Origin of the sequence: Aquimarina atlantica (genome assembly GCF_000626715.1) — a bacterium.
Classification (GTDB): Bacteria; Bacteroidota; Bacteroidia; order Flavobacteriales; family Flavobacteriaceae; genus Aquimarina; species Aquimarina atlantica.
Window position 1 is genome coordinate 199,241 of record NZ_AQRA01000002.1, and the last position, 25,099, is coordinate 224,339.

Annotated in this window: 22 protein-coding genes; 6 read left to right on the forward strand and 16 right to left on the reverse strand. The window is 32.7% G+C overall.

Annotation, left to right across the window (positions count from 1 at the left end; all coding sequences use genetic code 11):
• Positions 1 to 39: 39 nt before the first annotated feature.
• Both ATO12_RS05370 and ATO12_RS05375 read right to left on the reverse strand, forming a co-directional pair.
• Positions 40 to 1,440 carry a S41 family peptidase gene (locus ATO12_RS05370; protein WP_034239807.1) on the reverse strand — a complete coding sequence of 467 codons (1,401 nt, stop codon included), beginning with the start codon at positions 1,438 to 1,440 and terminating at the stop codon, positions 40 to 42.
• 95 nt (positions 1,441 to 1,535) lie between these two features.
• Positions 1,536 to 2,729 (reverse strand): helix-turn-helix domain-containing protein, encoded by a 1,194-nt coding sequence (locus ATO12_RS05375; RefSeq protein ID WP_034239809.1) that lies wholly within the window; start codon positions 2,727 to 2,729, stop codon positions 1,536 to 1,538.
• Positions 2,730 to 3,041: 312 nt separating this feature from the next.
• Between ATO12_RS05375 and ATO12_RS25950 the strand changes: the two genes are divergently transcribed.
• On the forward strand, positions 3,042 to 3,206 hold the full coding sequence (locus tag ATO12_RS25950; RefSeq protein ID WP_165583337.1) for a hypothetical protein: 165 nt from the start codon (positions 3,042 to 3,044) through the stop codon (positions 3,204 to 3,206).
• Between the two features lie 121 nt (positions 3,207 to 3,327).
• Here the strand turns inward: ATO12_RS25950 and ATO12_RS05380 are convergent, their stop codons facing one another.
• The 4 genes from ATO12_RS05380 to ATO12_RS05395 form a co-directional block, all read right to left on the reverse strand.
• The gene (locus tag ATO12_RS05380) at positions 3,328 to 4,212 is read right to left on the reverse strand and encodes a cupin-like domain-containing protein (protein WP_034239812.1); all 885 of its coding nucleotides are present in this window, start codon (positions 4,210 to 4,212) and stop codon (positions 3,328 to 3,330) included.
• Positions 4,213 to 4,377: 165 nt separating this feature from the next.
• On the reverse strand, positions 4,378 to 5,481 hold the full coding sequence (gene bioB / locus ATO12_RS05385) for a biotin synthase BioB (RefSeq protein WP_034239814.1): 1,104 nt from the start codon (positions 5,479 to 5,481) through the stop codon (positions 4,378 to 4,380).
• An 83-nt stretch (positions 5,482 to 5,564) separates the two neighbouring features.
• Complete coding sequence (locus ATO12_RS05390; protein WP_034239817.1) at positions 5,565 to 6,527, reverse strand: alpha/beta fold hydrolase; 963 nt, start codon at positions 6,525 to 6,527, stop codon at positions 5,565 to 5,567.
• 83 nt (positions 6,528 to 6,610) lie between these two features.
• Positions 6,611 to 7,771 carry a beta-ketoacyl synthase N-terminal-like domain-containing protein gene (locus ATO12_RS05395; RefSeq protein WP_034239819.1) on the reverse strand — a complete coding sequence of 387 codons (1,161 nt, stop codon included), beginning with the start codon at positions 7,769 to 7,771 and terminating at the stop codon, positions 6,611 to 6,613.
• A gap of 128 nt (positions 7,772 to 7,899) precedes the next feature.
• Here ATO12_RS05395 and ATO12_RS05400 point away from each other — a divergent pair, with 128 nt between their 5' ends.
• Positions 7,900 to 8,349: a cytochrome c oxidase assembly factor Coa1 family protein gene (locus tag ATO12_RS05400; RefSeq protein ID WP_034239821.1), complete on the forward strand. Its 450-nt coding sequence runs from the start codon at positions 7,900 to 7,902 to the stop codon at positions 8,347 to 8,349.
• On the forward strand, positions 8,330 to 9,340 hold the full coding sequence (locus ATO12_RS05405; protein WP_240486099.1) for a hypothetical protein: 1,011 nt from the start codon (positions 8,330 to 8,332) through the stop codon (positions 9,338 to 9,340). The genes ATO12_RS05400 and ATO12_RS05405 overlap by 20 nt, the downstream gene beginning before the upstream one ends.
• Here ATO12_RS05405 and bioA read toward each other — a convergent pair.
• Genes bioA through ATO12_RS05425 form a run of 4 tightly spaced genes read right to left on the reverse strand, consistent with a single transcriptional unit; the run spans position 9,337 to position 12,808 of the window.
• On the reverse strand, positions 9,337 to 10,602 hold the full coding sequence (gene bioA / locus ATO12_RS05410) for an adenosylmethionine--8-amino-7-oxononanoate transaminase (RefSeq protein ID WP_034239826.1): 1,266 nt from the start codon (positions 10,600 to 10,602) through the stop codon (positions 9,337 to 9,339). The genes ATO12_RS05405 and bioA overlap by 4 nt on opposite strands.
• Before the next feature lie 42 nt (positions 10,603 to 10,644).
• Entirely contained in the window at positions 10,645 to 11,265 is a 621-nt protein-coding gene (bioD, locus tag ATO12_RS05415; protein ID WP_034239828.1) for a dethiobiotin synthase, read from the reverse strand.
• On the reverse strand, positions 11,262 to 11,663 hold the full coding sequence (locus ATO12_RS05420) for a putative signal transducing protein (RefSeq protein WP_034239830.1): 402 nt from the start codon (positions 11,661 to 11,663) through the stop codon (positions 11,262 to 11,264). The genes bioD and ATO12_RS05420 overlap by 4 nt, the downstream gene beginning before the upstream one ends.
• The gene (locus ATO12_RS05425; protein WP_034239833.1) at positions 11,660 to 12,808 is read right to left on the reverse strand and encodes an aminotransferase class I/II-fold pyridoxal phosphate-dependent enzyme; all 1,149 of its coding nucleotides are present in this window, start codon (positions 12,806 to 12,808) and stop codon (positions 11,660 to 11,662) included. Before ATO12_RS05425 ends, ATO12_RS05420 begins: the two co-directional genes overlap by 4 nt.
• A gap of 159 nt (positions 12,809 to 12,967) precedes the next feature.
• Between ATO12_RS05425 and ATO12_RS05430 the strand changes: the two genes are divergently transcribed.
• A complete protein-coding gene (locus tag ATO12_RS05430; protein WP_034239836.1) occupies positions 12,968 to 14,770 on the forward strand; it encodes a M61 family metallopeptidase in 1,803 nt (600 codons plus the stop codon).
• Between the two features lie 7 nt (positions 14,771 to 14,777).
• Positions 14,778 to 15,317, forward strand: coding sequence for a GNAT family N-acetyltransferase (locus tag ATO12_RS05435; protein ID WP_034239838.1), 540 nt, complete (start codon positions 14,778 to 14,780; stop codon positions 15,315 to 15,317).
• Here the strand turns inward: ATO12_RS05435 and ATO12_RS05440 are convergent.
• The 5 genes from ATO12_RS05440 to atpD form a co-directional block, all read right to left on the reverse strand.
• On the reverse strand, positions 15,295 to 18,138 hold the full coding sequence (locus ATO12_RS05440) for an alpha/beta hydrolase family protein (RefSeq protein WP_131248777.1): 2,844 nt from the start codon (positions 18,136 to 18,138) through the stop codon (positions 15,295 to 15,297). The genes ATO12_RS05435 and ATO12_RS05440 overlap by 23 nt on opposite strands.
• A gap of 119 nt (positions 18,139 to 18,257) precedes the next feature.
• Positions 18,258 to 19,121, reverse strand: coding sequence for an alpha/beta hydrolase (locus tag ATO12_RS05445; protein ID WP_034239841.1), 864 nt, complete (start codon positions 19,119 to 19,121; stop codon positions 18,258 to 18,260).
• A 126-nt stretch (positions 19,122 to 19,247) separates the two neighbouring features.
• A complete protein-coding gene (locus tag ATO12_RS05450) occupies positions 19,248 to 20,012 on the reverse strand; it encodes a LytTR family DNA-binding domain-containing protein (RefSeq protein ID WP_165583338.1) in 765 nt (254 codons plus the stop codon).
• Between the two features lie 130 nt (positions 20,013 to 20,142).
• Positions 20,143 to 20,421 carry a F0F1 ATP synthase subunit epsilon gene (locus tag ATO12_RS05455; protein WP_025664517.1) on the reverse strand — a complete coding sequence of 93 codons (279 nt, stop codon included), beginning with the start codon at positions 20,419 to 20,421 and terminating at the stop codon, positions 20,143 to 20,145.
• Positions 20,422 to 20,492: 71 nt separating this feature from the next.
• Entirely contained in the window at positions 20,493 to 22,001 is a 1,509-nt protein-coding gene (atpD, locus tag ATO12_RS05460; protein ID WP_034239846.1) for a F0F1 ATP synthase subunit beta, read from the reverse strand.
• Positions 22,002 to 22,272: 271 nt separating this feature from the next.
• Here atpD and ATO12_RS05465 point away from each other — a divergent pair, with 271 nt between their 5' ends.
• Positions 22,273 to 23,547 carry a sterol desaturase family protein gene (locus ATO12_RS05465; RefSeq protein ID WP_034239848.1) on the forward strand — a complete coding sequence of 425 codons (1,275 nt, stop codon included), beginning with the start codon at positions 22,273 to 22,275 and terminating at the stop codon, positions 23,545 to 23,547.
• A 51-nt stretch (positions 23,548 to 23,598) separates the two neighbouring features.
• On the opposite strand, the gene ATO12_RS05470 is transcribed toward ATO12_RS05465, so the two are convergent.
• Positions 23,599 to 25,083: an SGNH/GDSL hydrolase family protein gene (locus ATO12_RS05470; protein ID WP_034239851.1), complete on the reverse strand. Its 1,485-nt coding sequence runs from the start codon at positions 25,081 to 25,083 to the stop codon at positions 23,599 to 23,601.
• Positions 25,084 to 25,099: the final 16 nt, after the last annotated feature.

A 25,099-nucleotide genomic window follows, 5' to 3' on the forward strand; every position in this document is an offset into this window, starting at 1 on the left:
ATATGATTTTGTTTACTGGTAAAATGAGAATACTTGTATTTAGTTTTTTAATAGTGCTATAGCTTTTTCTATTCCACTATCTATATTATTTTTAAAATCTATTGTAGATAGGAATGGTATTCTATTCTCCTCTGTATCTGGGCCAATTCCTATGGCTTCGAAAACAACTCCGTTTGCATCACTATATACTTCATTAGAAAGTCCTACACTGGCTCCATTAGGTAGAGTATGAGTAAGCACTGTAGAAAATATTCCATTTGTATTTTCTCCAACAATAGTTACATAAGGTAAATCTTTCATACATAGAGCGAATATTTCTGCGGCACTTGCAGTAATAGGACTGGTTAAAAGAATGATATCTCCTGTATATTGAAAATCTCCTTTAGGGTTTATAGACACGACTTGATCAGAAGTAAAACTATTTCCCAATCTCTCTTTTTTAGAGAAAACAAATTGCTCATGATCTATGAATCGAGAAGCTATATCTAGTGAGATTTTATCAAATCCTCCTCCATTAAAACGAATATCCAAGATAAGTTTAGAAACCCCAGAAGCTTCAATATCATTCATAACTTTATCCAATACTTCATTTAGTGCATCAATTTCATTATTAAAATCATTACTATAATCATCCATACCACTTATATTGATATAGCCAATTTCTCCTTCCATAAGTCCCCAAAAAATATTACCTCTTTCATCCTGCTGAAAAATATTCTCAAAGTATTTTTCTGTAATTATAGCAGCTTTTTGATTTATTATCTTTTTAAATTTGTCACTAGTATCAATAACAAGATCACCTTCGAGATGTGCATTCAATTTTGTCATCAAACTTGGTAAACCTGATTTGATTTCAACATTATTCTTCTCATCTGTAATTCTTACATGTCCATCTTCTAGAGTAACTACTATCTGTTCTAAAATGTCATAAAAATTATCTTCTGTAACCTGGTCTCTTATTTTTTGATATATAGACCAATCAACACCCCGTGTTTCAAAAAAAACATAGTAATCATTAAAAATATTCCAAAAATGATCAAAGTTTATTTTTGGATCTTTTGTCTTTGAAAGCTGATTTTTTAAACAACTTTCTTTTTGTTCTGGTAAACGTGTAAATACCAAATTAGACAAAATAAGATCTGATTCTCCTTCAATTGTATTCGCATCTATTTCATTAATCTCTATTCCAAAAAAATCTTCAGACTTAAAATCATCAGAAAGAGCGGTACATCCTGCAGTAGATGTAGAGTATAGTTTGGTTTTATTTTTAGAGATTTCCAGAATATATCCCTTAGATTCAGAGTACCAAAAGCTTTTTTTAGATGAAATCTTCGGTAAATCATCATCAAAATGGCAAGCAAAACCAAGAAATATCAAAAAAAGAAAAACAAACGTCTTTACTATAGAAATACCATAATATTTATTACTTATACACCTCATAACTATAATTTTGAATTTAACTTTCATCAAAACTATAATGACAAAAACGCTTACGCGTTCGGTTTTGTTAAGAGTGAAGAAATCCGAACTTATTTCTATTTATGTCTACTTTTAAATTCACTGGGAGTAAGACCAGTTTCCTTTTTAAATGCACTATAAAATGTAGTCTTTGATTTAAATCCTGCTTCTAATCCAATGGCTAATAAACTATATTTATCAAATTCTTCATTTACAATCATTTTTTTCACTTCTTCTACTCTAAATGAATTGATATAAGCAGTAAAATTATTATTTGTTACTGCATTTATAATCTGAGAAAGATATCCCGGACTAATATTTAGTTTTTCTGCAACTACTTCTCTACTTAGATTAGGGTCTCTATAGATATAATCATCATAAAGAAATGATTCTAATTTTTTAAAATATAAATTACTCTTAGAAAACGTGTGAGAGGAAACCATATCAATATCATTAAACATTTCTGTTTTTTTACCTTGAAGCTTATTTTTATCTAATACATCGGTTTTTGAATTTTTATGGATGAGGTTTTTTCTGTTTAAAATACTCAAAATTTCCTTTCTGTCTGTCACTAATTTCAATCTATAAATCCCATTGTAAAATACCCAGTAGATAAAAAATGAAAGCCCTATAGGTAATATTCCTTTCAAAATATCGGGATTTATATTGAAGTTCTCATCTCTAATTAAATACAAAATAATCCAAATTAAAGTCATAAAAAACACTAATATCCATAGGCTTTTCACCCATTTTAATTGTGAGTTTTTATCCAGTATATCTGATTTTTGAATCAAGATGTATAACCATAACCCCATCAAAAGATTAAAAGTATAATAGCCCAGTTTTTCTAAATCAAACAATAAAGAAAAGATGTATTCTTTATGCTTCATGGCCACGGTGTATGCTCCATAATCAGTCTCTAAATTAACACTCATATTAAGAATGATCGACAATACTATAGGTGCATACAACCACTTAAGTTTTTTGTTTTTCTTTACATCATGAGCTATCAATGTAACAATGTAAAAGAAGAAGGTTACAGGAAAAAGAAAAATCCATTCTATATCATCAATAATTTTAAGTTTAGGGTAAGTTTTGAAAAAACCAATATTATCCAAAAACATGTTTAACATCAATAAAGAAAGTATCAGTATTGAATACCCTAAAAAATTATTTGCTTTACTTCTAAAAAGTGGGGAAAATAAAATCACCAAGCCAAAAATAAATCCCTGAGAGGCACTAATTAGCAGTAAGAGATTTATGAAGTTCATTTGTTATAATTATCTTTTAAATACTATGATTTTAACCTAGGCATATCTATCATTATAAAACTTGCCTTTTACATTAAATTTCACTGATTATCCATACAAAACTATTCATCTTTTTAAGAACTACATGAATTGTATAGAATTAATCCCGAATATCTCTCAAAATCCAAATCACCAAAATCATTAAAAATGATAAGCAGCTACAAAATTTTAGTATGTCTCAAAATATGAGACTCTTGCTTCTTAAGTTTGAACCAGAAAACGATAAAAAACTAAAACATTAACTAGAATTATAAATCTGTAAATTATTTAACTATGAAAAATTTAAACGAATTAAAAGTAAGCGAATTAAGTCTTGAAGAAATCACACAAATAGGAGGAGGATCCTCTATCGGAGATTTAATTGATAAAATAGTAGATGTTGTAGAAACTGCTGCTGAAATAATTAAGAATTTAAAAAAATTCACTCCAACCGTGTAAACATGCTAAGAGATTTTTAATCAGATTCTTCTCTGTTATTAAACATCCTTAGAAAACAAAACCTTGGCATTGAGTAAAAACTCGTAGTCGAGGTTTTGTTTTTTATATAATCCTAAGGATATTATATCTCTTCTTTAGTATATCCGTTTCTTTTATTCGTTCGCAGAACTGCTTTATTGTTTTTATACCTGATCCACTTCTCTCCTCTGGTTTTTCGCATAAAATTATCCAGATATCGCATAAAAAATATATTGTAACAGGCTTTAGAAAACCGAATAACTCCCATGGGTGCAGAACGAATACTCATAGAAAATCCTGGAGTTAAATACGTCATCTGATGCCAATATCCTTCGGGCATATACAATGTTTCGCCATGTTTTAAATTCGCAATATACCCTCTGGCATGTTGTAATGCAGGCCATTTTTTAAAATCAGGATTTGTATAATCTATTCCTTGATGGGATAGTAACGAATGTGGTAATTTATATAAGTATTTTGTTTCTGAAGGAGGAAATAATATACATTGTTTTTCTCCGTGAAAGTGAAAATGAAGAATATTAGCTAAATCTATATCATAATGCATAAAAACTTTAGAGCCACTGCCGCCGAAAAACAAAAATGGTAGTTTTTTCATAAATTTTAATCCTATCTCCTCTGGATATCTAAAATCCTCTTGAAGCCGGGGTACTTCTTTCAGCAAATTATATAAAAAAATACGATAATTGGTCGGTCCTTGTTCTAGTAAATTAAGATATGCTCCCATTCCCATACTAGTATGAGCTTCATTAAATTTACGCTCAGACGAAACGGGTCTGTCATCGTACAAAGGAACGGTCTTATGACCCGCAATATCATTGATATAAGAAAGATTCCATTTGGTATAAGCAGGCCAATCTACAATTAACCGTTCGATTACAACTGGTTTTTGTAGTGTTACATATTTCTTAAGAAATTCCTCTTTGGTAATTGATTTTACCCTTGGTATTTGTTCTAAATTTAATTTCACTTACTAAAAATAAGCCTTAAAAATTAAGGCGATATCTGCCAAAAGTAGGTGATGGCAATATTATACTGATCTACATAAATGTAGTCTGACGATCAAAAAAATAATAAAAAGATGCCGCTAAAATATGTAAACGCGATTAACCTCAACAAAGGTTTTATCACATTTCTATTTATCTGCTATCACTCTTTTAGCTTTTTCTTTTGCTGCTTGGTTTCTTTCGATAGTATGATCTGGTCTGGACCATTTTGGTTTTTCTCCCAGAGGTTCGAATATAGAATCCTCTGCTTCAACTGTTTCTGGTTGAGCTTTTTTAACAAATGGTTTTTGTGGATTAAGACCTAATGTTTTAAACATCTCCATATCCTTATTCACATCTGGATTAGGAGTCGTTAGCAACTTATCTCCTGCAAATATAGAATTTGCCCCGGCAAAGAAGCACATAGCTTGTCCTTCTCTACTCATTTCGGTTCTTCCTGCAGATAATCGTACTTGTGTTTTTGGCATAATGATTCTTGTAGTAGCTACCATTCGAATCATATCCCATATTGCTACAGGTTTTTCTTCTTCCATTGGAGTTCCTTCTACAGCAACTAATGCATTTATAGGTACTGATTCGGGTTGTGGGCTTAATTTTGATAATGCTGCCAGCATTCCTGCTCTATCACCTATTTCTTCTCCCATACCAATAATACCACCACTACAAACGGTTACGTTTGTTTTACGAACATTATCAATTGTTTTTAATCGATCTTCATAACCTCTTGTAGAAATTACTTCTTTATAATATTCTTCTGAAGTATCTAAATTATGGTTATACGCATACAATCCTGCCTCTGCTAATCGCTGAGCCTGATTTTCGGTAATCATACCTAATGTGCAGCATACCTCCATATCAAGTTTATTGATCGTACGAACCATTTCCAGCACATTTTCAAATTCTGGTCCATCTTTAACATTACGCCAGGCAGCTCCCATACATACTCTAGAACTTCCCGAAGATTTTGCACGAAGTGCCTGTGCTTTTACTTGTTGTACACTCATCAGGTCATTACCTTCGATATCGGTATGATATCTGGCTGCCTGTGGGCAATACCCACAATCTTCAGGACATCCTCCTGTTTTAATAGATAACAGGGTAGATACCTGTACGACATTGGGATCATGATATTCGCGATGAATAGTTGCTGCTTTATACAGTAAATCCATCATCGGTAAATTGTAAATATCAAGAATCTCTTGCTTGGTCCAATCGTGTCTAATAACGCTCATAAATCATCTAAATCTAAAAGTCAAATGTAAGAAAATCTGGTGTATTTGTATCAATTAATATGATAAACTCATATCACAAAAAATTAATGCTTTATCTCTAAAAAACTCTCAAACAGTTTAAAAAACTTTTCGGGTTCTTCCAGATACGGGTTATGGCCACTTTTTTCAAACATTACAAACTTTGCCTTAGGCATATACTTTTTATACTGTATTGCAAATTCTGGTGTGGATACACCATCATAACGGCCGGCAATAATTAAAGTTGGGGATTGTATTTTCTTTAATTCTCTTCTAAAATCTATATCTCCCATATCACCTGTAACATGAAAATCGGCATCTCTTCCAACAATAGTATAATACACATCAGAGTTCCATGAGCGTTTTACATCTTTCGGTACAGGTTGCTTTAATTCTGTATTATGATAGTATATATATTTTGTTGGAAAATCCCCATATACTTTTGAAAACTCAGAATCGCTTGATACAAACCCTTCTGATCGTAATGAGTCTACTACTTTCCATTTTTCTGGAAAATGTGTTTTGGCATAATGATTATAACTATCGCAATTTGCCTGCCACATTAATCCACTATGAAACCCATTAATCAATATCATCTTCTCTGTATATTGAGGATATTTTAAGGCATAAGCTTGAGCAACTACAGTACCATAAGAATGTCCTACTACTGTCCATTTAGACAATTGCAACGCTTTTCTAATACCTTCTAGTGTTTCTACATCTCCTTGTATTGAATATTCCTTACTATCTTTGGCATCATCAGACAATCCTCTCCCTAAACCATCAAAAAAAACTACTTGTCGATTTTTATAATATTTCCCAAAATTGCCTTGCAGATAATCATGAGAATTTCCGGGGCCTCCCGCAATAAACACTATTGGATTTCCTTTGCCTTTGGTTTCTACATTAATCTTGTATCCATTAATATTGAGTAGCTTAGACTCAAACTCATCATGAATAGTTTCTTGTGCCTGAACTGAAAAAAGTAAGATAAAACTCAATAAAAAAATAGTGATTTGTGTTTTCATGTATTCTAAATCTTTTTAATGATTTGAGAACGTATATAACTACGCTTCAATACCAAAAATTTTATATTTCAAATATCGCAAAATTAAAGACGCTCGAGCAAAATACTAACGGCATTACCTCCAAAACCAACAGCATTTACTATAATTTTGTTTAACTGTTTAGGAAACTCATCATAAGCTACATAGGGTACTGGTATAAATTCCTGATGTTTCAGCATCAATACTGCAAGCTCCAGGCTTAAGATCCCACTGGCACCAAAGGTGTGGCCAATTTTCCATTTATTCGTCGTTAAAGCGGGCAATGTATCTTTAAAAACAGCTTTAATAGCATTATATTCTGCCAGATCTCCTTTTACTGTACCAGGTGCATGTAATACGATCGCATCTACCTCATCTACAGGAGTTTTTCCTAAGGCCATTTTTATAGATTTTTGAAAACAATCTGCTTCTGTAGATATCGATATATTATGTTTTAATGGTTCTGTAGCATACCCAATACCACCTATTAAAGCTAAAGCATTTTCTTTTATTCCTTTTTCTATACATGCAATAGCAGCACCTTCGCCAAGAAACATAGAATTTCTTTTTTTATCCCAATTCATTGCCTGACATGGATATGCCACCTTATCATTAGATGCGTATATCTTAAGAGCTTTCATTTGTGCAATCGTAAATGGTGTTAACGGGGCTTCGCTTCCGCCTACCAAAAATTGATCTGCCAATCCCGATTGTAACCAGGCAACACCATTAAGCATAGCATGTAATGCTGTAGAACAGGTAATCGAGTGACTTATTTCTGGTCCGCTGGTCTGTAAATCATGAGCAATCCATGATGAGATGTTTCCGAGTGTAGTAGTGGGTGAACTTAATGTAGACGATTTACCATTTTTTAGAAATTCCTGATGGTATTTTTCAAAAAGCCCTGTTGCTCCACGAGAAGAACCAATATTAATTCCAAAATTGCGATCTTCATTCCATCCGGCATTTTTAACTGCTTGCCTGGCTGCATAAACCCCAAAAAGAACCGAGTCATCTAATGCTTCATAATGAGAACTCTCTGCTCTTAATTCTTTTATTTTCTGCTTTACGTTTTGAGAAAGTAGTGCAATTGGGGCTTGTTCTGTCCCAAAATCTTTAAAAGAGATATGATGTGACGAATTTTTATATGCTTTCCATATATCGTCAGAAGAAACTCCTAATGGAGATATAGAAGAAATTCCTGTTATTGATATTTTCTGTTGCAATTTTCAAGTTTTGGCAAATGTACAGGTTTGTTCGATCTTGTTCAATAGTTATATCATTTATCATAAGATTTTAGTAACAAAAAACACATTTTAGATACTTATCTTTATAGGATATAATGATAAAAATTATGGAAGATCATATACAACAAAAAAGTTGGTTTGCCAGAAATTGGGGCTGGGCAGTTCCTGTGGGAGGATGTCTTACTCTAATTGTTTTATTTTTTGTTTTTTTAGGCTCTCTGATATTTGGTGTAAGTGAATTAATTACCGAATCTGCTCCTTATCAGGATGCTCTTTTTAAAGTAAATGAAGATGAATATGTAGTAAATATCCTGGGAGAACCTATAGAGACTAATGGTATAATGAATGGTAATCTTTCTTATAAAAACAACACAGGATCTGCAGATATATCAATTCCTATAAAAGGACCAAAAGGCGAAGCACAATTATATGTTGTAGGTACTAAACAAAATGACCGATGGACGTACAAAGAAATGTATGTGATCATTGATGAAACCGATGAACAAATTGATTTATTAGGATATCAACAAAATGAATATGACAACGAAAACCCATAGTAATTTAGTAGTGTTTGGAGTACCTGTACTTCTTATTTTATCTGTGATTTTGATCACCAAATCACAAATTTTTACTTCAAATACCAGTGCATTATCAATCGGTATTACTCTTGATCTACTTTTTACGATACCTATTGTTTATTTTGTATTAATCAAAAAGAGAAATATTCCTAAAACTACTATCGTTCCTTTTTTTATTCTGGGAATGGTTATCGCTTCTTATATAATTCCACAAGAACATCAGTCTACACTAAATTGGGCAAAAAACTGGATTTTTCCTTTTGTTGAGCTGGGTGTAGGTGTTTTTGTATTTTATAAAGTTCGTCAAACCATACAACGATATAAAGTAAATGCGAAACAAGAATTAGATTTTTTTTCTGCATTAAAGGAAACTTGTAGTGAAATCGTACCTGGTAAAATTTCAATATTTCTTGCTATGGAGGTTGCAGTATTCTATTATGGGTTCGTATCCTGGAAAAAAAGAATCCTAGCAGAAAATGAATTTACCTATCACAAAAACAGCGGAACTATTTCTTTATTAGCGGCACTAATTGTAATCATTGGTGTTGAAACCTATGTGTTACATATTCTTTTATTAAAATGGAGTGTAATTGCAGCATGGATTGCAAGTATATTAAGTGTATACTCTAGTATCCAAATCTTTGGTTTCCTAAAATCTATTATTAAAAGACCTATTACCATAGAAGATAATATCTTACATCTACGCTATGGTATCCTAAGTGAAACTACAATAGACATTAATAACATAGCATCTATCGAAATTACAAACAAAGAAATCGAATTTGATGCTAAGACTATAAAATTATCCCCGCTTGGTGAGTTAGAAAGTCATAATATGCTAATCACTTTGAAAAAAGAAAATATGTTTTCTGGACTTTATGGAATGAAAAAGACATATACAACGATAGCATTTTTCATTGACGATAAAGATAGGTTTGTATCTTCTGTAAAAGACCGATTAAAGAATTAAACATTTTCTAATAACTCGACAATAGTAGCATATACTTTCTGTAACTGTTCCTGAGTAATTACATACGGGGGTAGCATATAAACTGTGCTTCCTAATGGCCTCAATGCTACACCATTTTTCATAAAATAGTCAAATATCTCGTATCGTTTTTTACCATAACGATCCATCTCGATATCCAGATCCAGGGCATAAATCACTCCTGTCTGCCTGGTTCTTTTAATTTTTGGGTGGTTTTTGATTTTAGTATCAAAATCTTTGTGAGACATTGTTATTCTGTTAATACTATTTTGGATTTCTTCGCTTTCTAACAGTTCTATCGCCGCAAGAGCTACTGAGCAGGCTATAGGATTAGCAGAATAGGTATGCGCATGAAAAAAGGCTTTACCAATCGAATCATCAAGAAAAGCATCATAGATTTCCTGAGTACAACTTGTTACTGCCATAGGCACGAAACCTGCTGTTAAAGATTTAGACATCGAAATAATATCTGGTTTGGTTTCTATATGATCAGAAGCAAATGTTTTTCCGGTTTTTCCGAAACCTGTCATTACCTCATCTGCTATGGTAATTATTGTATTGTCTTTACAAATAGAGAGAATTTGATCCAGATATCTCGCTTCGTACATATGCATGGCATTGGCTCCCTGTACCAATGGCTCATATATAAAAGCAGCTACTTCATGAGTTGCAATACATTCTTGTAATTCTTTTATAACGCTATCAATATTTTCAAAATTTGGAGTAGGAATACGTTTAACATTTATAAAAAAATCTTCAAAAGGACCATTGTAAACCGATAATCCAGAGGCAGACATCGCCCCAAAAGTATCTCCATGAAAACCATCTTCAAAAGCAATAATTGTATTTCTTTTTTCTCCTCTATTAAAATGGTACTGTAGCGCCATTTTAATCCCTACTTCATTGGCTGTAGAACCATTATCAGAAAAGAATATCTTTTCCTGATTATCTGGTAATATTTTAATTAATTCTTCAGATAATTTTATAGCAGGCTCATGTGTAAACCCGGCAAATACAATCTGATCCAGCTGCTGCATTTGATGTTGCACTTTCTCTAAAATATAATCATTACAATGACCATACATAGCAGTATACCACGATGCAATCCCATCGATATATATATTCTCATCTTCGTCATAAAGCAAAGCTCCTTTTGCTTTTATAATTGGCAATGCTTCAGGATGTATTTTATGTTGGGTAAGCGGATGCCAAAGATGTTTTTTATCTCTTTCTTTTAAAGTCATATAAGTGTCGCTTCCGCGAAAGCGAAGATTTTTTAGTAAATATTAAAGTGATTGTAATTGATCCCTAAACAATTCTGCATATTCTGAAACCACCATTTTATCAAAATAAGGTTCATTGTCAATTCTTCCTATAACAGAGACTCCTGCCATTTTTTTTATGATACTTTCGGTAGTTTTGTGCTCTTCCCCATTAAAAATAATAGACACATTAAACCCTTTTTCTTTTAAAATCTGGATAGTCATTAAAGTATGATTAATACTCCCCAAATAATGTCTGGAAACTACGATAACATGGTAATCAGATTGTATTAGATCCAGGATGGTATTGGTATTGTTTAATGGTACCAAAAGTCCTCCGGCACCTTCAATAACCAAATCATTATTGGTTTTGGGAAGTGTTATTTTATCGAGTTCAATAGAAATCTCATCAATTTCTGCCGCAGCATGTGGACTCATAGGTGTTTTTAACGCATAGCTATTGCTATGAAATTCAGATTTCGAATTAGACACCAACTCTTGTACTTTATCGGTATCCGAATATTCTAAATCTCCTGCCTGTATTGGTTTAAAGTAATCAGCCTTCAGTGCCTCTACCACAACTGCCGAGGCTATCGTTTTGCCTACTTCTGTGCCTATTCCGGTAACGAATATTTTTTTATTCATTTTAAATAAAATTTGTGATTACAGTCCTCACATCTATATTTTGTTTTTTTATTAATTGGTAATAGAAACAAAAGAAAAAGAACTAGATTTTTAAAACTGTCAATCGTTGAATCCAGAACTATTTTTTCTCCATTACATTTTGGGCAACAAATAGATTCTCCCTGATCATCTATAGCATATTTTTGTATACTTTCTATAATCTGAAGTGCTTTCTGTTCGTCTTCTGCTTTTACTCTCAATTTAACGCCTCCGATAGCATTACTAACCAAAGGATCAGTATCGATAGTATGCATATCCATAGTAAAAACCTGGATTCCTTCTGATTCTATTCTTCCTTTGATAATCAATGCTTCTGCCGAATATTGAAAAACTGCAACAGTTTTAAATGTTTCGCTCATATGTGTACAAAAGTAGCAAGTAGTTCTAAGACTTCCGAGATTTCTTCTTTAGAATTATAAGAATGTAAACAAAATCGCAATCGTTCTTTACCTTGTGGCACGGTAGGTGACAAAATCGGTTTGACATCAAATCCTTTTTTCTGAATCTCGTTTGCTATTTTTTTCACATTTTCATTCCCTGAAATAATACAGCCGTGTATTGCAGAATCACTTTTGATAAATCTTGATGTTAGATTTTTGGATTTAAGCTCTTGCGTAAAAAAAGTAATATTCTCGATAAGTTTTTCAATTTCTGATGTACGCTGAAGTTCTTCATATACCATTTGGATTGTTGCAATAGAATGTGGTGGTAATCCGGTGGTGTATATAAAACTCCTACAAAAGTTCACTAGGTATCTCTTTAAATCATTTGAGCCTAAAATCACTGCACCGTGACAGCCTAAAGCCTTACCAAAAGTATTGATCCTTGCAAAAACCCGATCTTCTACTCCTAATTCCTGGAGTAACCCTACACCATTGTCACCAAATACACCGGTTGCATGAGCTTCATCTACAACAAGATGGTAATTATATTTCTGACAAAATGCGATTAACGATTTTAAATCCGGGGAATCACCATCCATTGAAAAAACCGACTCTGTAACGATATATATTTCCTGATCGTTACTCTCATTTCGATTTCGTTCGACCTGAAACTTTAGATTTTCTATATCATTATGCTTGAATTTATAAGACTTTGCATTACTCATCTGCATCCCATCTCTAATGGAGGCGTGAATTAGCTCATCATAAAAAACAACATCTCCCCGTTGTGGTACTGCAGAAAAAAAACCAACATTGGCATCATACCCAGAATTAAAAATCAAAGCCTCTTCGGCATTATGAAAATCTGCAAGTATTTTTTCGGTTTCTACGTATAGTTTATGATTTCCTGAGAGTAAACGAGAACCTGTCGCTCCGTTTTTTTGTATTGTTTTTTCAAGCAATAATTGATGTGCTCCTTCAAAAATAGTTTTTGAAGACGCAAATCCCAGGTAATCATTAGATGAAAAATCGATTAGATTCTTCTGTACAGAAAGTGTACGAAGTGCATTACTACCCTCTCTATTTTTAAGTTTTTTATAAAGTTTTTCTGGAAGTCGCATAATGATTTCAAAAATAAAACAAATACATCTTACAAACAGTCAGATTTTTAATGAATACAAATTCAAACATAAAACTTAGCATTTTTTCTTATTCATATGGTATAATACCTATATTTGAGTTTCATCATCATTTCACACATAAATCATAAACAAATCACAATGAAACTAGTACAGTTATTAATTGTAATACTATGTGTTCAATTCAATTTCTCTCAGTCAAAAAACCAATATCATATATCTTTTGAAAATGCTGTTCATCACGAAGCTAAAATACAAGCTACATTTTCTGATCTAAAAACAGACACTATTTCTTTACGAATGAGCAGAACATCACCCGGCAGATATGCTCTACATGAATTTGCCAAGAATGTATATGATGTAAAAGTTACAGATAGTCGAGGTAAAAAAGTTATGGTTACCCGCTCTAATCCTCATCAATGGGATATTTCTGGTCATGATGGTACCATTAAAGTATCTTATACGCTATTTGCAGATCGGGGAGACGGGACGTATTCTCAAATTGATGAAACCCATGCACATCTTAATATTCCTGCTACTTTTATGTTTGCTCCTGCATTAAAAGACAGAGTCGTAGAAGTAACTTTTGATCCCAGAAAAGATCTAAACTGGAAAATTGCCACACAGCTTTTTCCTGTTGGAAATCATAAATATACAGCTCCTAATCTACAGTATTTTATGGATAGCCCTGTAGAGATCAGTAATCACTCGTTAAAAGCATTTACGGTTCAGTCTAAGGGTTCAGAATATACCATACAATTTGCATTACATCACTTGGGAACCGAAGAAGAAGCTTCTACTTATTTTGAGAAAGTCAAAAAAATAGTACTACAAGAAAAAGAAGTGTTTGGAGAATATCCAGAATTTGACAACAGAACCTATACTTTTTTGGCTTGTTATATGCCTAATGTGTCTGGCGACGGTATGGAACATAGAAACTCTACCATTCTGACCAGTACTCGTAGTCTTGCCAAAGAAGGAATGGACAGAAATATAGGAACTGTTTCTCATGAATTTTTTCATGCCTGGAATGTAGAACGTATACGGCCAAAAACATTAGAGCCTTTTAATTTTGAAGCCTCTAATATGTCTGGAGAATTATGGTTTGCAGAAGGATTTACAAGTTATTATACTGGATTAATTTTGTGCAGAGCAGGTATCATAAGTCAGGAAAAATATATCGAAGGACTAGCCAGGTCTTATAATTATGTTTGGAATTCTCCTGCCAGAGCCTATTTTAATCCTACAGAGATGAGCTACCAGGCTCCTTTTGTAGATGCCGCAACATCCGTAGATCCTGTAAATAGAGGAAATACATTTATCTCTTACTATTCTTATGGCAGTATGCTAGGGTTAGCACTGGATTTATCCCTAAGAAATTATAAAGATTATCTTACTCTAGATGACTATATGAAACTTGTTTGGCAAAAATACGGAAAGGCAGAAATCCCATACACAGAAGAAGATCTGTTAACTACACTACGGGAATACACAGGAGAGGCATTTGCTAATGAGTTCTTTACTAGATATATCAATAACAGTCAGATACCTGATTATAAAACTCTATTTGCTAATTTTGGAATTTCAATCGTTAACAATCCTAAAAAGGTTTATTTTGCTGGGGTACCCATAATGTTTAAAAGCAACCATGCTTTTATCTCTGATTATCCCAAAAAGGGATCTCCGGCTTACATAACGGGATTAGATAAAGATGATGTTATTCTAAGAATAAATGAAGACGTTATTACAGATGAAAAACAATTATCTGAGGTACTAAAAAAATACACCCCTGGCGAAAAGGTAGCGATAACCTACAAAAGGTTAGGTGTAGAAGTAAAAACTGAAATGGCTTTTACTGCGCATCCTGATATTGAAACCAAATTACTGCAAAATGCTAGTAAAGAAGCTATAAATAAACGCAAAAACTGGTTAAAAGCTAAATAATAACACCATGAATATAACGTACACTGTTATTAGTTCTGAAACAGAATTACAACAGATTTTAGTGCTTCAGCGCAATAACCTACCCATTTCAATTTCTCAAACAGAAAAAGAAAAAGAGGGTTTTGTTTCTGTACAACATGATCTTGATATTCTAAGAAAAATGAATAATAAACAACCTCATATCATTGCTAAGGATGGTGATAAAGTAGTTGGATATACATTGTGCATGTTAAAAGATTTTAAAGATGATATAGAACTATTAAAACCCATGTTTACTGTCATCGAAAATTATATAGATCCTTCGACATCCTACGTAATAATGGGACAAGTATGTGTTGATAAAGCCTATCGTAAACAAGGGATTTTTAGAGGCCTGTATCAAACTATGAAAACCGAATTACAAGACAAATACGATCTCTTAATCACCGAAGTAGCTTCAAATAATTTACGTTCTTTACAAGCACATTATGCTATTGGTTTTAAAACATTAATTACTCATGAGTCTGATGGTGTAGAATGGCATCTTATTCATTGGAACTGGGCATAATACTAGATGTTCGTGTATTTTCTAAATCATAGCCTAAGTCTTTTCCCTTTTGTACTCTGGGCACACCTTTGGTCATCCATTTAGGAGCAGGCTCACCTTTTAAATAATAATCAAAAAACTGCATCATTCTGATAGAAAGGTCCTGCTTGTTTTTTACTTTTTTCAGATTATGAGCTTCCTCATTATAGACCAACAGCCATACAGGTTTTTGTAATCTACGCATTCCCATAAACATTTCTATACCTTGATAATAAGGTACCGCTCCATCGTTGTCATTATGCATCATTAATAATGGAGTTTCTATTTTAGGAATACCAAAAAGAGGTGAGTTTTCAATATAAAGATCAAATCCGTCCCATAGATTTTTACCTAATCTACTTTGTGTTCTTTCGTATTGAAATGCTCTACTCAATCCCGATTTCCATCTAATTCCTCCATAAGCAGAAGTCATATTACTCACAGGAGCACCTGCCATAGCTGCTTTAAACTTATTAGTAACGGTTACCAGATATGCCACCTGATATCCACCCCAGCTTTGCCCTTGTATTCCTATATTATCTCTATCTATATACCCTAATTCTTCTAAAGCTTCTACTCCCGAGACGATACAATTATATGCGCTGGCCCCTGGTTTACCTTCGTCATACACGATATCAGGAACAAACATAATATAATCATTACTTACCAAATAAGATGGGTTTACAATAGATGCACTAGGCCTGGGCATATGATAACTGTGATAGCTATCAGATCGTTTTTCATAAAAATAAGTGATCAAAGGATACTGTTTAGAAGGGTCAAAATCTTCGGGTTTATAAATAATGCCTTCAAGTTTTTTACCATCATATGTTTTCCATGAAAACAACTCTGCAGTTCCCCATTTAAAATCTTTTTGATGTTGGTTTACTACTGTTATTCTATCAGAATTTTGAAATGTATTTGTAGTTACATAAAGATCAGAAAATGTAGTGAAGTTTTGTTTTCTATAGCTATACACTTCGGCATTCTTTGCTTTTTTATATGAGCTAATACGGAACTCTGAAGGTCTGATTTTTTCAATCAATTTTCCTTTTCGCAAAGTATATAAGCCCGAAGCTTTTGTCATCTTATCAAAACTGGTAATTAGCAATTCTTTATTACAATATGTTGCTTTGTTTTTTTGTTCAGGATCCAACATTTCTGTTCTATACTCAACATTGTTTTTCCTTCCATTTTGCGTAAGATTTATTGGTTTTTCTTTCCCAGAAAGAGCAACTCGCCAAATATCAAACTTATCATAAATCAATGCATTTCCTTTTGAATCAAATCCACCAAAGCCGTAAGGAAAGGGTAATGAAGGGTGATCATCATCTTCATCATAAAATGCTACATCCAACTCTTTGGTAAGGTTTGTTTTTTTCAAAGCAGGTAAATCAATCGAAAACCAATGTTTTTCTTTCATATCATAATGCAATGCATATTGTCCATCTGGAGAAAGAATAGGTTGTCTTCCTTTGTTCTTAAGAATCAAATGTTTATTTCCTGTATTGGTATTAATCACATAATAATCTTTTGTCCATGGATAATCCCATGAACGCATTATATCATATGGGGATGTTGTTGCCCCTATTATATATTGCTGTTGTTTATTTTTATCAAAATTAAGTGTTTCGATAGTATGGTCCTGAATATGAACATACTGGTTAGATTTGGTATTATAGTATGATAAAAATGCCTTTTTATTAAGTTGCTCGAACTTTGATTTCTGTTCTGGTTGAATCAATTTATCCTGCCAGTTCCAAACATCTACCTGTGGTATTTCATCTTTTAATAATGTAGTATCTTTTGAGTATACTACTTTTGGCTTTGAGTAAAAATATAACCTATTTCCATTATCAGAGAAAAAAGGTGTTTGATCTTTACTCAATTCCCAGTTTTCTCTAAGGTTTTTATCGGTTACACCTACAAGCTTTTGCAGCTTCTTATTTTTATAATAATACATCTCAAATCTTAAGGAGTCTATTGCTGTAGAATCGACTGCAGATAGGTAAACAAATTGATTTCCATCTTTATATACTGCCAGTTTATCATAAATATATTTTGTAGTATCAATAGCAATTTTTAATCCAGATGTTAAGTGATACTCATAGACTCCAATATCCTTTTGTTTATCTTTTTTATTTTTTAACGTATAATAAAATGTCTTTCCTTTCTCGGGTAGAATAAAATCTTTTATTTGATGAATCGTATCTTTTTGTTTTGTTTTTAGATTATAAACCAAAGCATAATTCTGTTTAAATGCCATTGGAGCATTGTTGTCTATACTATCGTTCTTTTGGTCGGATAAACTTTTTTTCCCTTTCCTCTTTTTTACTTTTTTAAAACTTTCAACAACCAACCAACCTTCTTGCTTTTTAGGTATTTTATATTTTTTCACTCTTAAGATAGAATCATAAATAGCATTATTTTTTACATCATAGATAAACAATGCGTCTTTAGTTCTATCTTCTTTTTTTATTTCTTTCTTTTTCTCTGTTCTGGTAAGTTGATATTTTGGTCTTTTCTTAAAAACTACATAGTTTTCATCTGAGGATATTGAAGTATCATATCCATTAGAATACTTAAATTTAGTTTTATTTTGAGTATTATATATCTCTATATAGCCGTCTCCTCTTTTGGTATTGGTTTCGATAGTAGATACAATTAATTTCCCTTTATCTGATACTTTAACATCAGTAATATTTTTCCATAAATCGTAGTCAGCATGAGTCAATGTTTTTTTCTGAGCAGAAATCAATGAGGTGCTTAGTATAACTACAAAGGTGATCAGTCTTTGAATCATATGTAAGGTTTTAACATTAGAGTGATTAATATGCTCTGGAAAAGTATAAAACCTTTTTACCAAAAAAGGCTGTTTAACATAATTTTATCTAAAAATCAATGATTTAGATTAACTCTCACTTAATTATTAATCATTTCCAGAAATTTATCTATGTATTCTTTTTCGTAATCAAATAGTGCTTTAATATGCTTGCCCTTTATTTTCCAAAATTCTGTATTATCTTTATTTGAAGATTCATATAGTTTTTCACCCAATTTATATGGAACTTGTTCATCATTATGACTATGTATTACCAATACAGGTTTTTTGATTTTTTTGATTTCTTTTTCTGCAGGAAAATCATTATTCATTAACAAAGGTACAAATGCTTTAAAGTTTTCCATATGTAATGCATTTGCATAAACTTTTCCGATATCAGGAAAGGAACTAAACGTACCTTCTACAATGAGACCATTAATTTTCTCTTGTCTTTCTGCTGCATTCATTATTGCAAAAGCACCTCCTAATGATTGTCCCCAAATAATGATAGGGGTATCTACAACATCTTTATGCTTTGTTATTTTATCAAAAACATAAAGAGCATCTTTTTTTAGTTGTACAGAATTATCTGCTGTTCCTGTAGATTTTCCAAAATTTCTTCGCTCAAAACTAAATACCTGAAACCCCTTATCTAATATTGATTTATAATATTTCTGAGATGACATTAAATGTATTCCTTTTCCTGAATAATGTATAATCGTTCCTATAGGGGCAGTAGTAGAATCTGGCTTAAAAAGCACTGCATGAATCTTTACATTTTTATCTATCTCATAATAATATTCTTGATGAGTATATTCGGTTTGAAAACTATCATATGTAAGACCATTAGTTTTGTATATCATTGTATCAGTAAATCTCGAAAATCGAATCCACAAAACAGCTACAATGAGAATAGAAATAATGGTTATCATCAACCATTTTATTGTTTTTACTATTTTTTTCATAAGTGTAATTTTTAATTAATGACACAAATGAAAAGAACTCTGTATTCTGAAAAAAAAGAAAGTTATCGCTACTTATTTTTTGTGGTAAACAAATACATTTTGGGGTGAAATACTATTATTTTTTGGCTAATTAATAGTGCTTTTTACAGATGTAAAGTATGTCTTTGATACGGGAATATAACCTTCAACATTTTTTAACTGAAGCTTTGCATTTTGAGCATTTCCTTTTAATAAAATAATAAAATCTGGATTTATTAAATACGATCTATGTGCTTTGACTAGAGATGAGAGCTGTTTTTCTACATTTGTTAAAGTGTTTCTAAGCATTTTCTCTTTCAATAATTCTTCTTCTACATAATATATATACACATAATTATCTTCAGACCTGACATAAACGATAGATGTTTCTTCTACAGAAAACAACTCCTTTTTTAAAGTGCCTTTCAACCTAATTTTTGATTGTTCTACAGGTTCTTTCTTTTCTGATATCACATTATTCATCGATTTGTAATAGTTCCTCAAGAAAACTGTGACTACAAATATGAGTACACCAAATCCGAGAAATACCATTTTAAACCAGTTTAAAAATAAAGTTAAAGTAAGTCGTTCTGGTTTTTTATTGATAATCACTTCTGTGTAGAAAAAAGCAATTATAACAGCGATAATTACAAAAAATAAGCAAAAAATCAGTTCTTCTGTCCATTTCCAGATTTTGAAACGTGAGTAATATCTATTAGAAAAAATTACGGCAATCAAATATGTAAAAAACACAATAATTCCATACCCTGTAAAGTAGAGGGTTTTAAAAGGGCTTGTAAAATTATTAGACCCTAATGGATGTAGAAAAACAATAATAAAGACCACTATTATGCCTAGAATGGCAGCGATCAAAAAATGGTATCTAAAAGATATTGAATGTGGAAATGATTTATTCAAAAGCATAAAAAAATCCCTACTAATAATTTAATAGGGATTAAATATATAATAAAAAAACCTTAATTAAGTTATTGTTTTAATCTAACTAATCAGCAAGTACAATAACCTTATTATCTTTCATTTCGATAGTTCCCGAAGTAATAGAAAGTAGTGTTGCTCCGTTTCCACCTTTAGTGAATTTATCAGCAACTTCTTCTTCTAGATTCATCTCGCCATACACTTTTACATCTCCTTTTCCTAATAAAGAAACAATAGGTGCGTGATTATCTAACATCTGAAACTCTCCATTTATTCCTGGTACAGCAACTGAAGTTACTTCGCCACTAAATAATATTGCTTCTGGAGTTACTATTTCTAAATACATATTTATAATTGTTTGTTGTTCGTTTCCAGTTGATAGTATAAGAAACTATCAACCATAAACAATTAACCAGATTATGCCTCAGCTAACATTTTTTCACCAGCTTCTATAGCTTCTTCGATTGTTCCTTTAAGGTTAAATGCTGCTTCTGGCAGGTGATCTAATTCACCATCCATAATCATATTAAATCCTTTGATTGTATCTTTAATATCTACTAATACTCCTGGTATTCCTGTAAATTGTTCTGCTACGTGGAATGGCTGAGATAAGAAACGTTGTACACGACGAGCACGTCCTACAGCTAGTTTATCATCTTCAGATAATTCTTCCATACCAAGAATTGCAATAATATCTTGTAATTCTTTATAACGTTGCAATAACTCTTTTACTCTCTGAGCACAATCGTAGTGATCATCTCCAAGAATATCTGCCGTAAGGATTCTTGATGTAGAATCTAATGGATCTACTGCTGGGTAAATCCCTAGCTCTGCAATTTTACGTGATAATACTGTTGTTGCATCCAAGTGAGCAAATGTTGTTGCTGGTGCAGGGTCGGTAAGGTCATCTGCAGGTACATAAACTGCCTGTACAGATGTAATCGATCCTTTCTTTGTAGAAGTAATACGCTCTTGCATTACACCCATTTCTGTTGCTAATGTTGGTTGGTAACCTACCGCCGATGGCATACGCCCCAGAAGTGCTGATACCTCAGAACCTGCTTGTGTAAAACGGAAGATATTATCTACGAAGAAAAGTACATCTTTTCCTTGTCCATCTCCAGCTCCATCACGGAAATATTCTGCTATAGTAAGACCTGATAGTGCTACACGTGCACGCGCTCCTGGAGGCTCATTCATCTGCCCGAATACGAAAGTAGCTTTAGATTCTTTCATTACTTCTTTATCCACTTTAGAAAGATCCCATCCTCCACTTTCCATAGAGTGCATAAAATCATCTCCGTATTTGATAATTCCAGATTCTAGCATTTCACGAAGAAGGTCATTACCTTCACGTGTTCTTTCTCCTACTCCTGCAAATACAGAAAGACCACCATGTCCTTTTGCGATATTATTAATCAACTCCTGGATAAGTACCGTTTTACCTACACCGGCACCACCAAATAATCCAATCTTACCTCCTTTTGCATAAGGCTCGATAAGATCAATTACTTTAATTCCTGTAAATAAAACTTCTGTAGAAGTTGATAAATCTTCAAATTTAGGAGCTTGACGGTGAATTGGAAGTCCTTCTTTTCCTGCTTTAGGAAGATCACCAAGACCATCAATCGCATCTCCAATTACATTAAATAGACGTCCATATACATCACCACCTATTGGCATTTGGATAGGAGCTCCAGTTGCAACTACTTCAATTCCTCTGCTTAATCCATCACTGGAATCCATTGCAATAGTACGCACAGTATCTTCACCAATGTGAGACTGAACCTCTAACACTAGTTTACTACCGTCTGTTTTGTTAATTTCTAACGAATCATAAATCTTTGGTAATTCAGTACCAGCTGCGAATTCTACATCGATAACCGGACCTACAATTTGAGATACTTTACCTGTAACTTTAGACATTATATAACTATTTAATGTTTAGTATTTAACTATGTTAAAAAAATCAAGTACTCAACCATACTGAATACTAGCTTTTTTCAGGCTGCAAATATAGTCTTTTAAAATGAAAAAAATAACTCAATTTCTTTAGTTTTTTTTAAGTAGCTCTTCACTTCTTTTTTCTACTCCCAGAACATCTCATTTTTTGTGGTTATATGGTAGCTTTGAATTGTTTAAATGAATTAGTTTTTCGAAATAAATATTTTCCTTATTTTTAGATAAAACTAGTTAAATGGAAACTTATGCAACAGCATTAAGCTATGCAATACCCGGCTTTATAGTACTTATACTTATCGAATATTTAATTAGCAGGTGGAAAAAAATACCAGTTAATGAAGGTATGGATACAATTTCGAGTATTAGTTCTGGTATCACAAACACGCTCAAAAGCCTGATAGGCCTTACTGTTATTATTTTAAGCTACGAATGGATGGTCGAACATCTGGCTTTAATAGAAATTAAATCCACAATTTTGATATATATTTTAACCTTTATCGGGTTGGATTTTGTCGGCTATTGGTCTCACCGTTTTAATCATACCATAAATGTATTCTGGAACCGGCATATTATACATCACAGTAGTGAAGAGTTTAATTTAGCATGTGCTCTACGTCAAAATGTGTCGGCAATAGTTGCTATTTATTTTTTTCTATATATCCCATTAGCATTAGTTGGAATCCCGGCAAATATAGTCGCATTTGTTGCTCCTATTCATTTCTTTGCTCAATTTTGGTATCATACACGGCTAATCAACAAAATGGGGTTTTTAGAGCATATTATTGTTACTCCTTCTCATCACAGGGTTCATCATGCTATTAATGATGAATATCTGGATAAAAACTATTCTGAAATATTCATTTTTTGGGATAAACTTTTTGGAACTTTTCAAGAAGAATTACCCGATAAACCTCCGATTTATGGTGTAAAAAAACCTGTAAATAGCTGGAATCCTTTCTTTATCAATTTTATGCACATATGGGGGATATTAAAAGATGCTTGGAGAACTCAAAATTGGCTTGATAAAATTAGGATATGGTTTATGCCTACGGGATGGCGACCAGAGGATGTAAAAGAAAAATATCCTATACAGATCATTACTAATCCTTATTCCAGACAAAAATATAAAACAGAAAGTTCTTTAGTATTAAAATTGTGGTCATGGATTCAGCTTGTAATTACGGTAGCACTTATGTATTATTTGTTGATTAGTGTTGGCGATCTAGAGTTTATCGAAATTGTAAATTATGCTATCTTTCTGGCAATTTCAATATTCGCTTATACATCACTAATGGATCGACATATAATTTCTTTATTTGCAGAATGCATTAAGCTTGCAATGGGATTATATTTTATATTTTACTATGGTAGTTGGTTTGATATTGATACCATTTTTCAGGGAGCTACGTTTGTAGTTTTGGGGTATATAATTATATCTTTTTTACTTTCTATATATTTTCAATTAATAGAAAGAAATTACAATTCTCATTCTATTCAGCAAACAGCATAAAAAAACCCACTTTAGAATACTATAGTGGGCCTTATTATTAGATTACACCTTCTATTTTAACAAAGGCGAGTAAAAAGTTGGGTAGTCTGCTGCTTTTACCATTGGCAAATTAGAGCCATATGTAGTATTTATAGATTCTATTGCTTTATTTGCTAAAAAAGCGTAGCCTCTAGCTGTAGGGTGCACTCCATCTAAAGAAAAAGCACCTCCAAAAACCAAATCATCCTGCAGTAAAAAATCATCAAACATCACTCCGTTTTCTGAAGCTTCTTTAAGAATTGTATTTGCATCTACAAATGCTAAACCAGCTTGCTGTATCGCTGTACTTATTATAGTATTAAACGTAGTAGTCGCAGCAGATATCTCCTGTTGTTCGCTAGGTATTAATACCCATTTATCTTCTAAAGGAACCGAAACCCCATTTATTAATGATGGATTCCCCCCAACTGTTGTACCTATAAAAGAAGAACTTGGTAATACCAATAAATCTTCTGCTGTAGCATGCCTGTAATTTGGCAAGCCAGACCCGGTTAGATTTGTTAAACTTTCATCTTCAATTACTACTGCATTTTGCCCTGCTGTAAACTCGATTGTCCTTGCTTTTCTTTCTGCTTCATCAATTCCTCCAAGCCCTTCTACTTGCAATAATCCTGCATTATAGGCTGCATATCCCTGATTAACCGCTCCTGCTGTTGCAGCATCTAAAGGAACAGGGTTATAAGGTACAGTTGTAAAATGCGGTATAGATGTTACATCAGGAATATTAAACGCTACTCCTTTTGCCTGACCAGAAGTTAACGTGGTAACTATTGCATTATAAGCTTGTGTAAACATAGTTTCATCTGTAATTGGATCCGTGCCGTCTCCTCCTGACAAAGCATATCCCAGGACATCATTATTACCGATCCATAACGAGAAAAATGTTGGATTCTGAGCCATAGCATCCCCAAGCACAGATGCTGTAGGGCTAGAAGCGATTCTCACAAAATAAGGATTTGCCATACTTGGTAACCCTGCCACATTACCATATCCTGCTGCAGGTAAATGAAAGCTTTTGGCTCCGGGAATTCCCATATTATTAAAAGGTCCTGATATTACATTTGTTATTTCTGTGGTGGGCACTTCGGGAGTATCATCTCCTGGTGTGGTTCCTAATAATCGTGGTCCAGATTCATTAGGCGGATCTGGATTAGGATCACTATAAAAATAAAATCTTGGGTTTAAAGTAGGAGTTCCTCCTACCAGAGCTCCCCCAATATTATCATTCATTAAAGGTTGTGTAAATTCTCCTCCCCCTGCCAGAGCAAATTGCTTTGCCAAAATATTAGGCATCGAGTTTTCTTGTCCCGCAATAAACAAAGCCCCATCGGTAAATCCGGCAGCCAAAGAATTTCCCAAGGAAACATATTTAGAAAAATCTGCATTCCCCGAGGTAATTACCACTTCTCCTCCTGTAGTAGAGGCATCATCATCTGATTCGCAAGAAATACATCCAAAAATTAACAGAAGTATTAACCATTTATATTGAGTATTCATTTGTTCTTTTTTTATT

Bases quoted from the DNA above. Each gene is read 5' to 3' on its own strand.
- bioD (WP_034239828.1), bottom strand. From the start codon at position 11,265: ATGAATAAAAAAATATTCGTTACCGGAATAGGCACAGAAGTAGGCAAA.
- ATO12_RS05370 (WP_034239807.1), bottom strand. From the start codon at position 1,440: ATGAGGTGTATAAGTAATAAATATTATGGTATTTCTATAGTAAAGACG.
- ATO12_RS05375 (WP_034239809.1), bottom strand. From the start codon at position 2,729: ATGAACTTCATAAATCTCTTACTGCTAATTAGTGCCTCTCAGGGATTT.
- bioA (WP_034239826.1), bottom strand. From the start codon at position 10,602: ATGACTTTAAAAGAAAGAGATAAAAAACATCTTTGGCATCCGCTTACC.
- ATO12_RS05425 (WP_034239833.1), bottom strand. From the start codon at position 12,808: ATGCGACTTCCAGAAAAACTTTATAAAAAACTTAAAAATAGAGAGGGT.
- ATO12_RS05405 (WP_240486099.1), top strand. From the start codon at position 8,330: ATGACAACGAAAACCCATAGTAATTTAGTAGTGTTTGGAGTACCTGTA.
- ATO12_RS05400 (WP_034239821.1), top strand. From the start codon at position 7,900: ATGGAAGATCATATACAACAAAAAAGTTGGTTTGCCAGAAATTGGGGC.
- ATO12_RS05430 (WP_034239836.1), top strand. From the start codon at position 12,968: ATGAAACTAGTACAGTTATTAATTGTAATACTATGTGTTCAATTCAAT.
- ATO12_RS05440 (WP_131248777.1), bottom strand. From the start codon at position 18,138: ATGATTCAAAGACTGATCACCTTTGTAGTTATACTAAGCACCTCATTG.
- ATO12_RS05470 (WP_034239851.1), bottom strand. From the start codon at position 25,083: ATGAATACTCAATATAAATGGTTAATACTTCTGTTAATTTTTGGATGT.
- atpD (WP_034239846.1), bottom strand. From the start codon at position 22,001: ATGTCTAAAGTTACAGGTAAAGTATCTCAAATTGTAGGTCCGGTTATC.
- ATO12_RS05390 (WP_034239817.1), bottom strand. From the start codon at position 6,527: ATGAAAACACAAATCACTATTTTTTTATTGAGTTTTATCTTACTTTTT.
- ATO12_RS05455 (WP_025664517.1), bottom strand. From the start codon at position 20,421: ATGTATTTAGAAATAGTAACTCCAGAAGCAATATTATTTAGTGGCGAA.
- bioB (WP_034239814.1), bottom strand. From the start codon at position 5,481: ATGAGCGTTATTAGACACGATTGGACCAAGCAAGAGATTCTTGATATT.
- ATO12_RS25950 (WP_165583337.1), top strand. From the start codon at position 3,042: ATGAAAAATTTAAACGAATTAAAAGTAAGCGAATTAAGTCTTGAAGAA.
- ATO12_RS05445 (WP_034239841.1), bottom strand. From the start codon at position 19,121: ATGAAAAAAATAGTAAAAACAATAAAATGGTTGATGATAACCATTATT.
- ATO12_RS05435 (WP_034239838.1), top strand. From the start codon at position 14,778: ATGAATATAACGTACACTGTTATTAGTTCTGAAACAGAATTACAACAG.
- ATO12_RS05420 (WP_034239830.1), bottom strand. From the start codon at position 11,663: ATGAGCGAAACATTTAAAACTGTTGCAGTTTTTCAATATTCGGCAGAA.
- ATO12_RS05465 (WP_034239848.1), top strand. From the start codon at position 22,273: ATGGAAACTTATGCAACAGCATTAAGCTATGCAATACCCGGCTTTATA.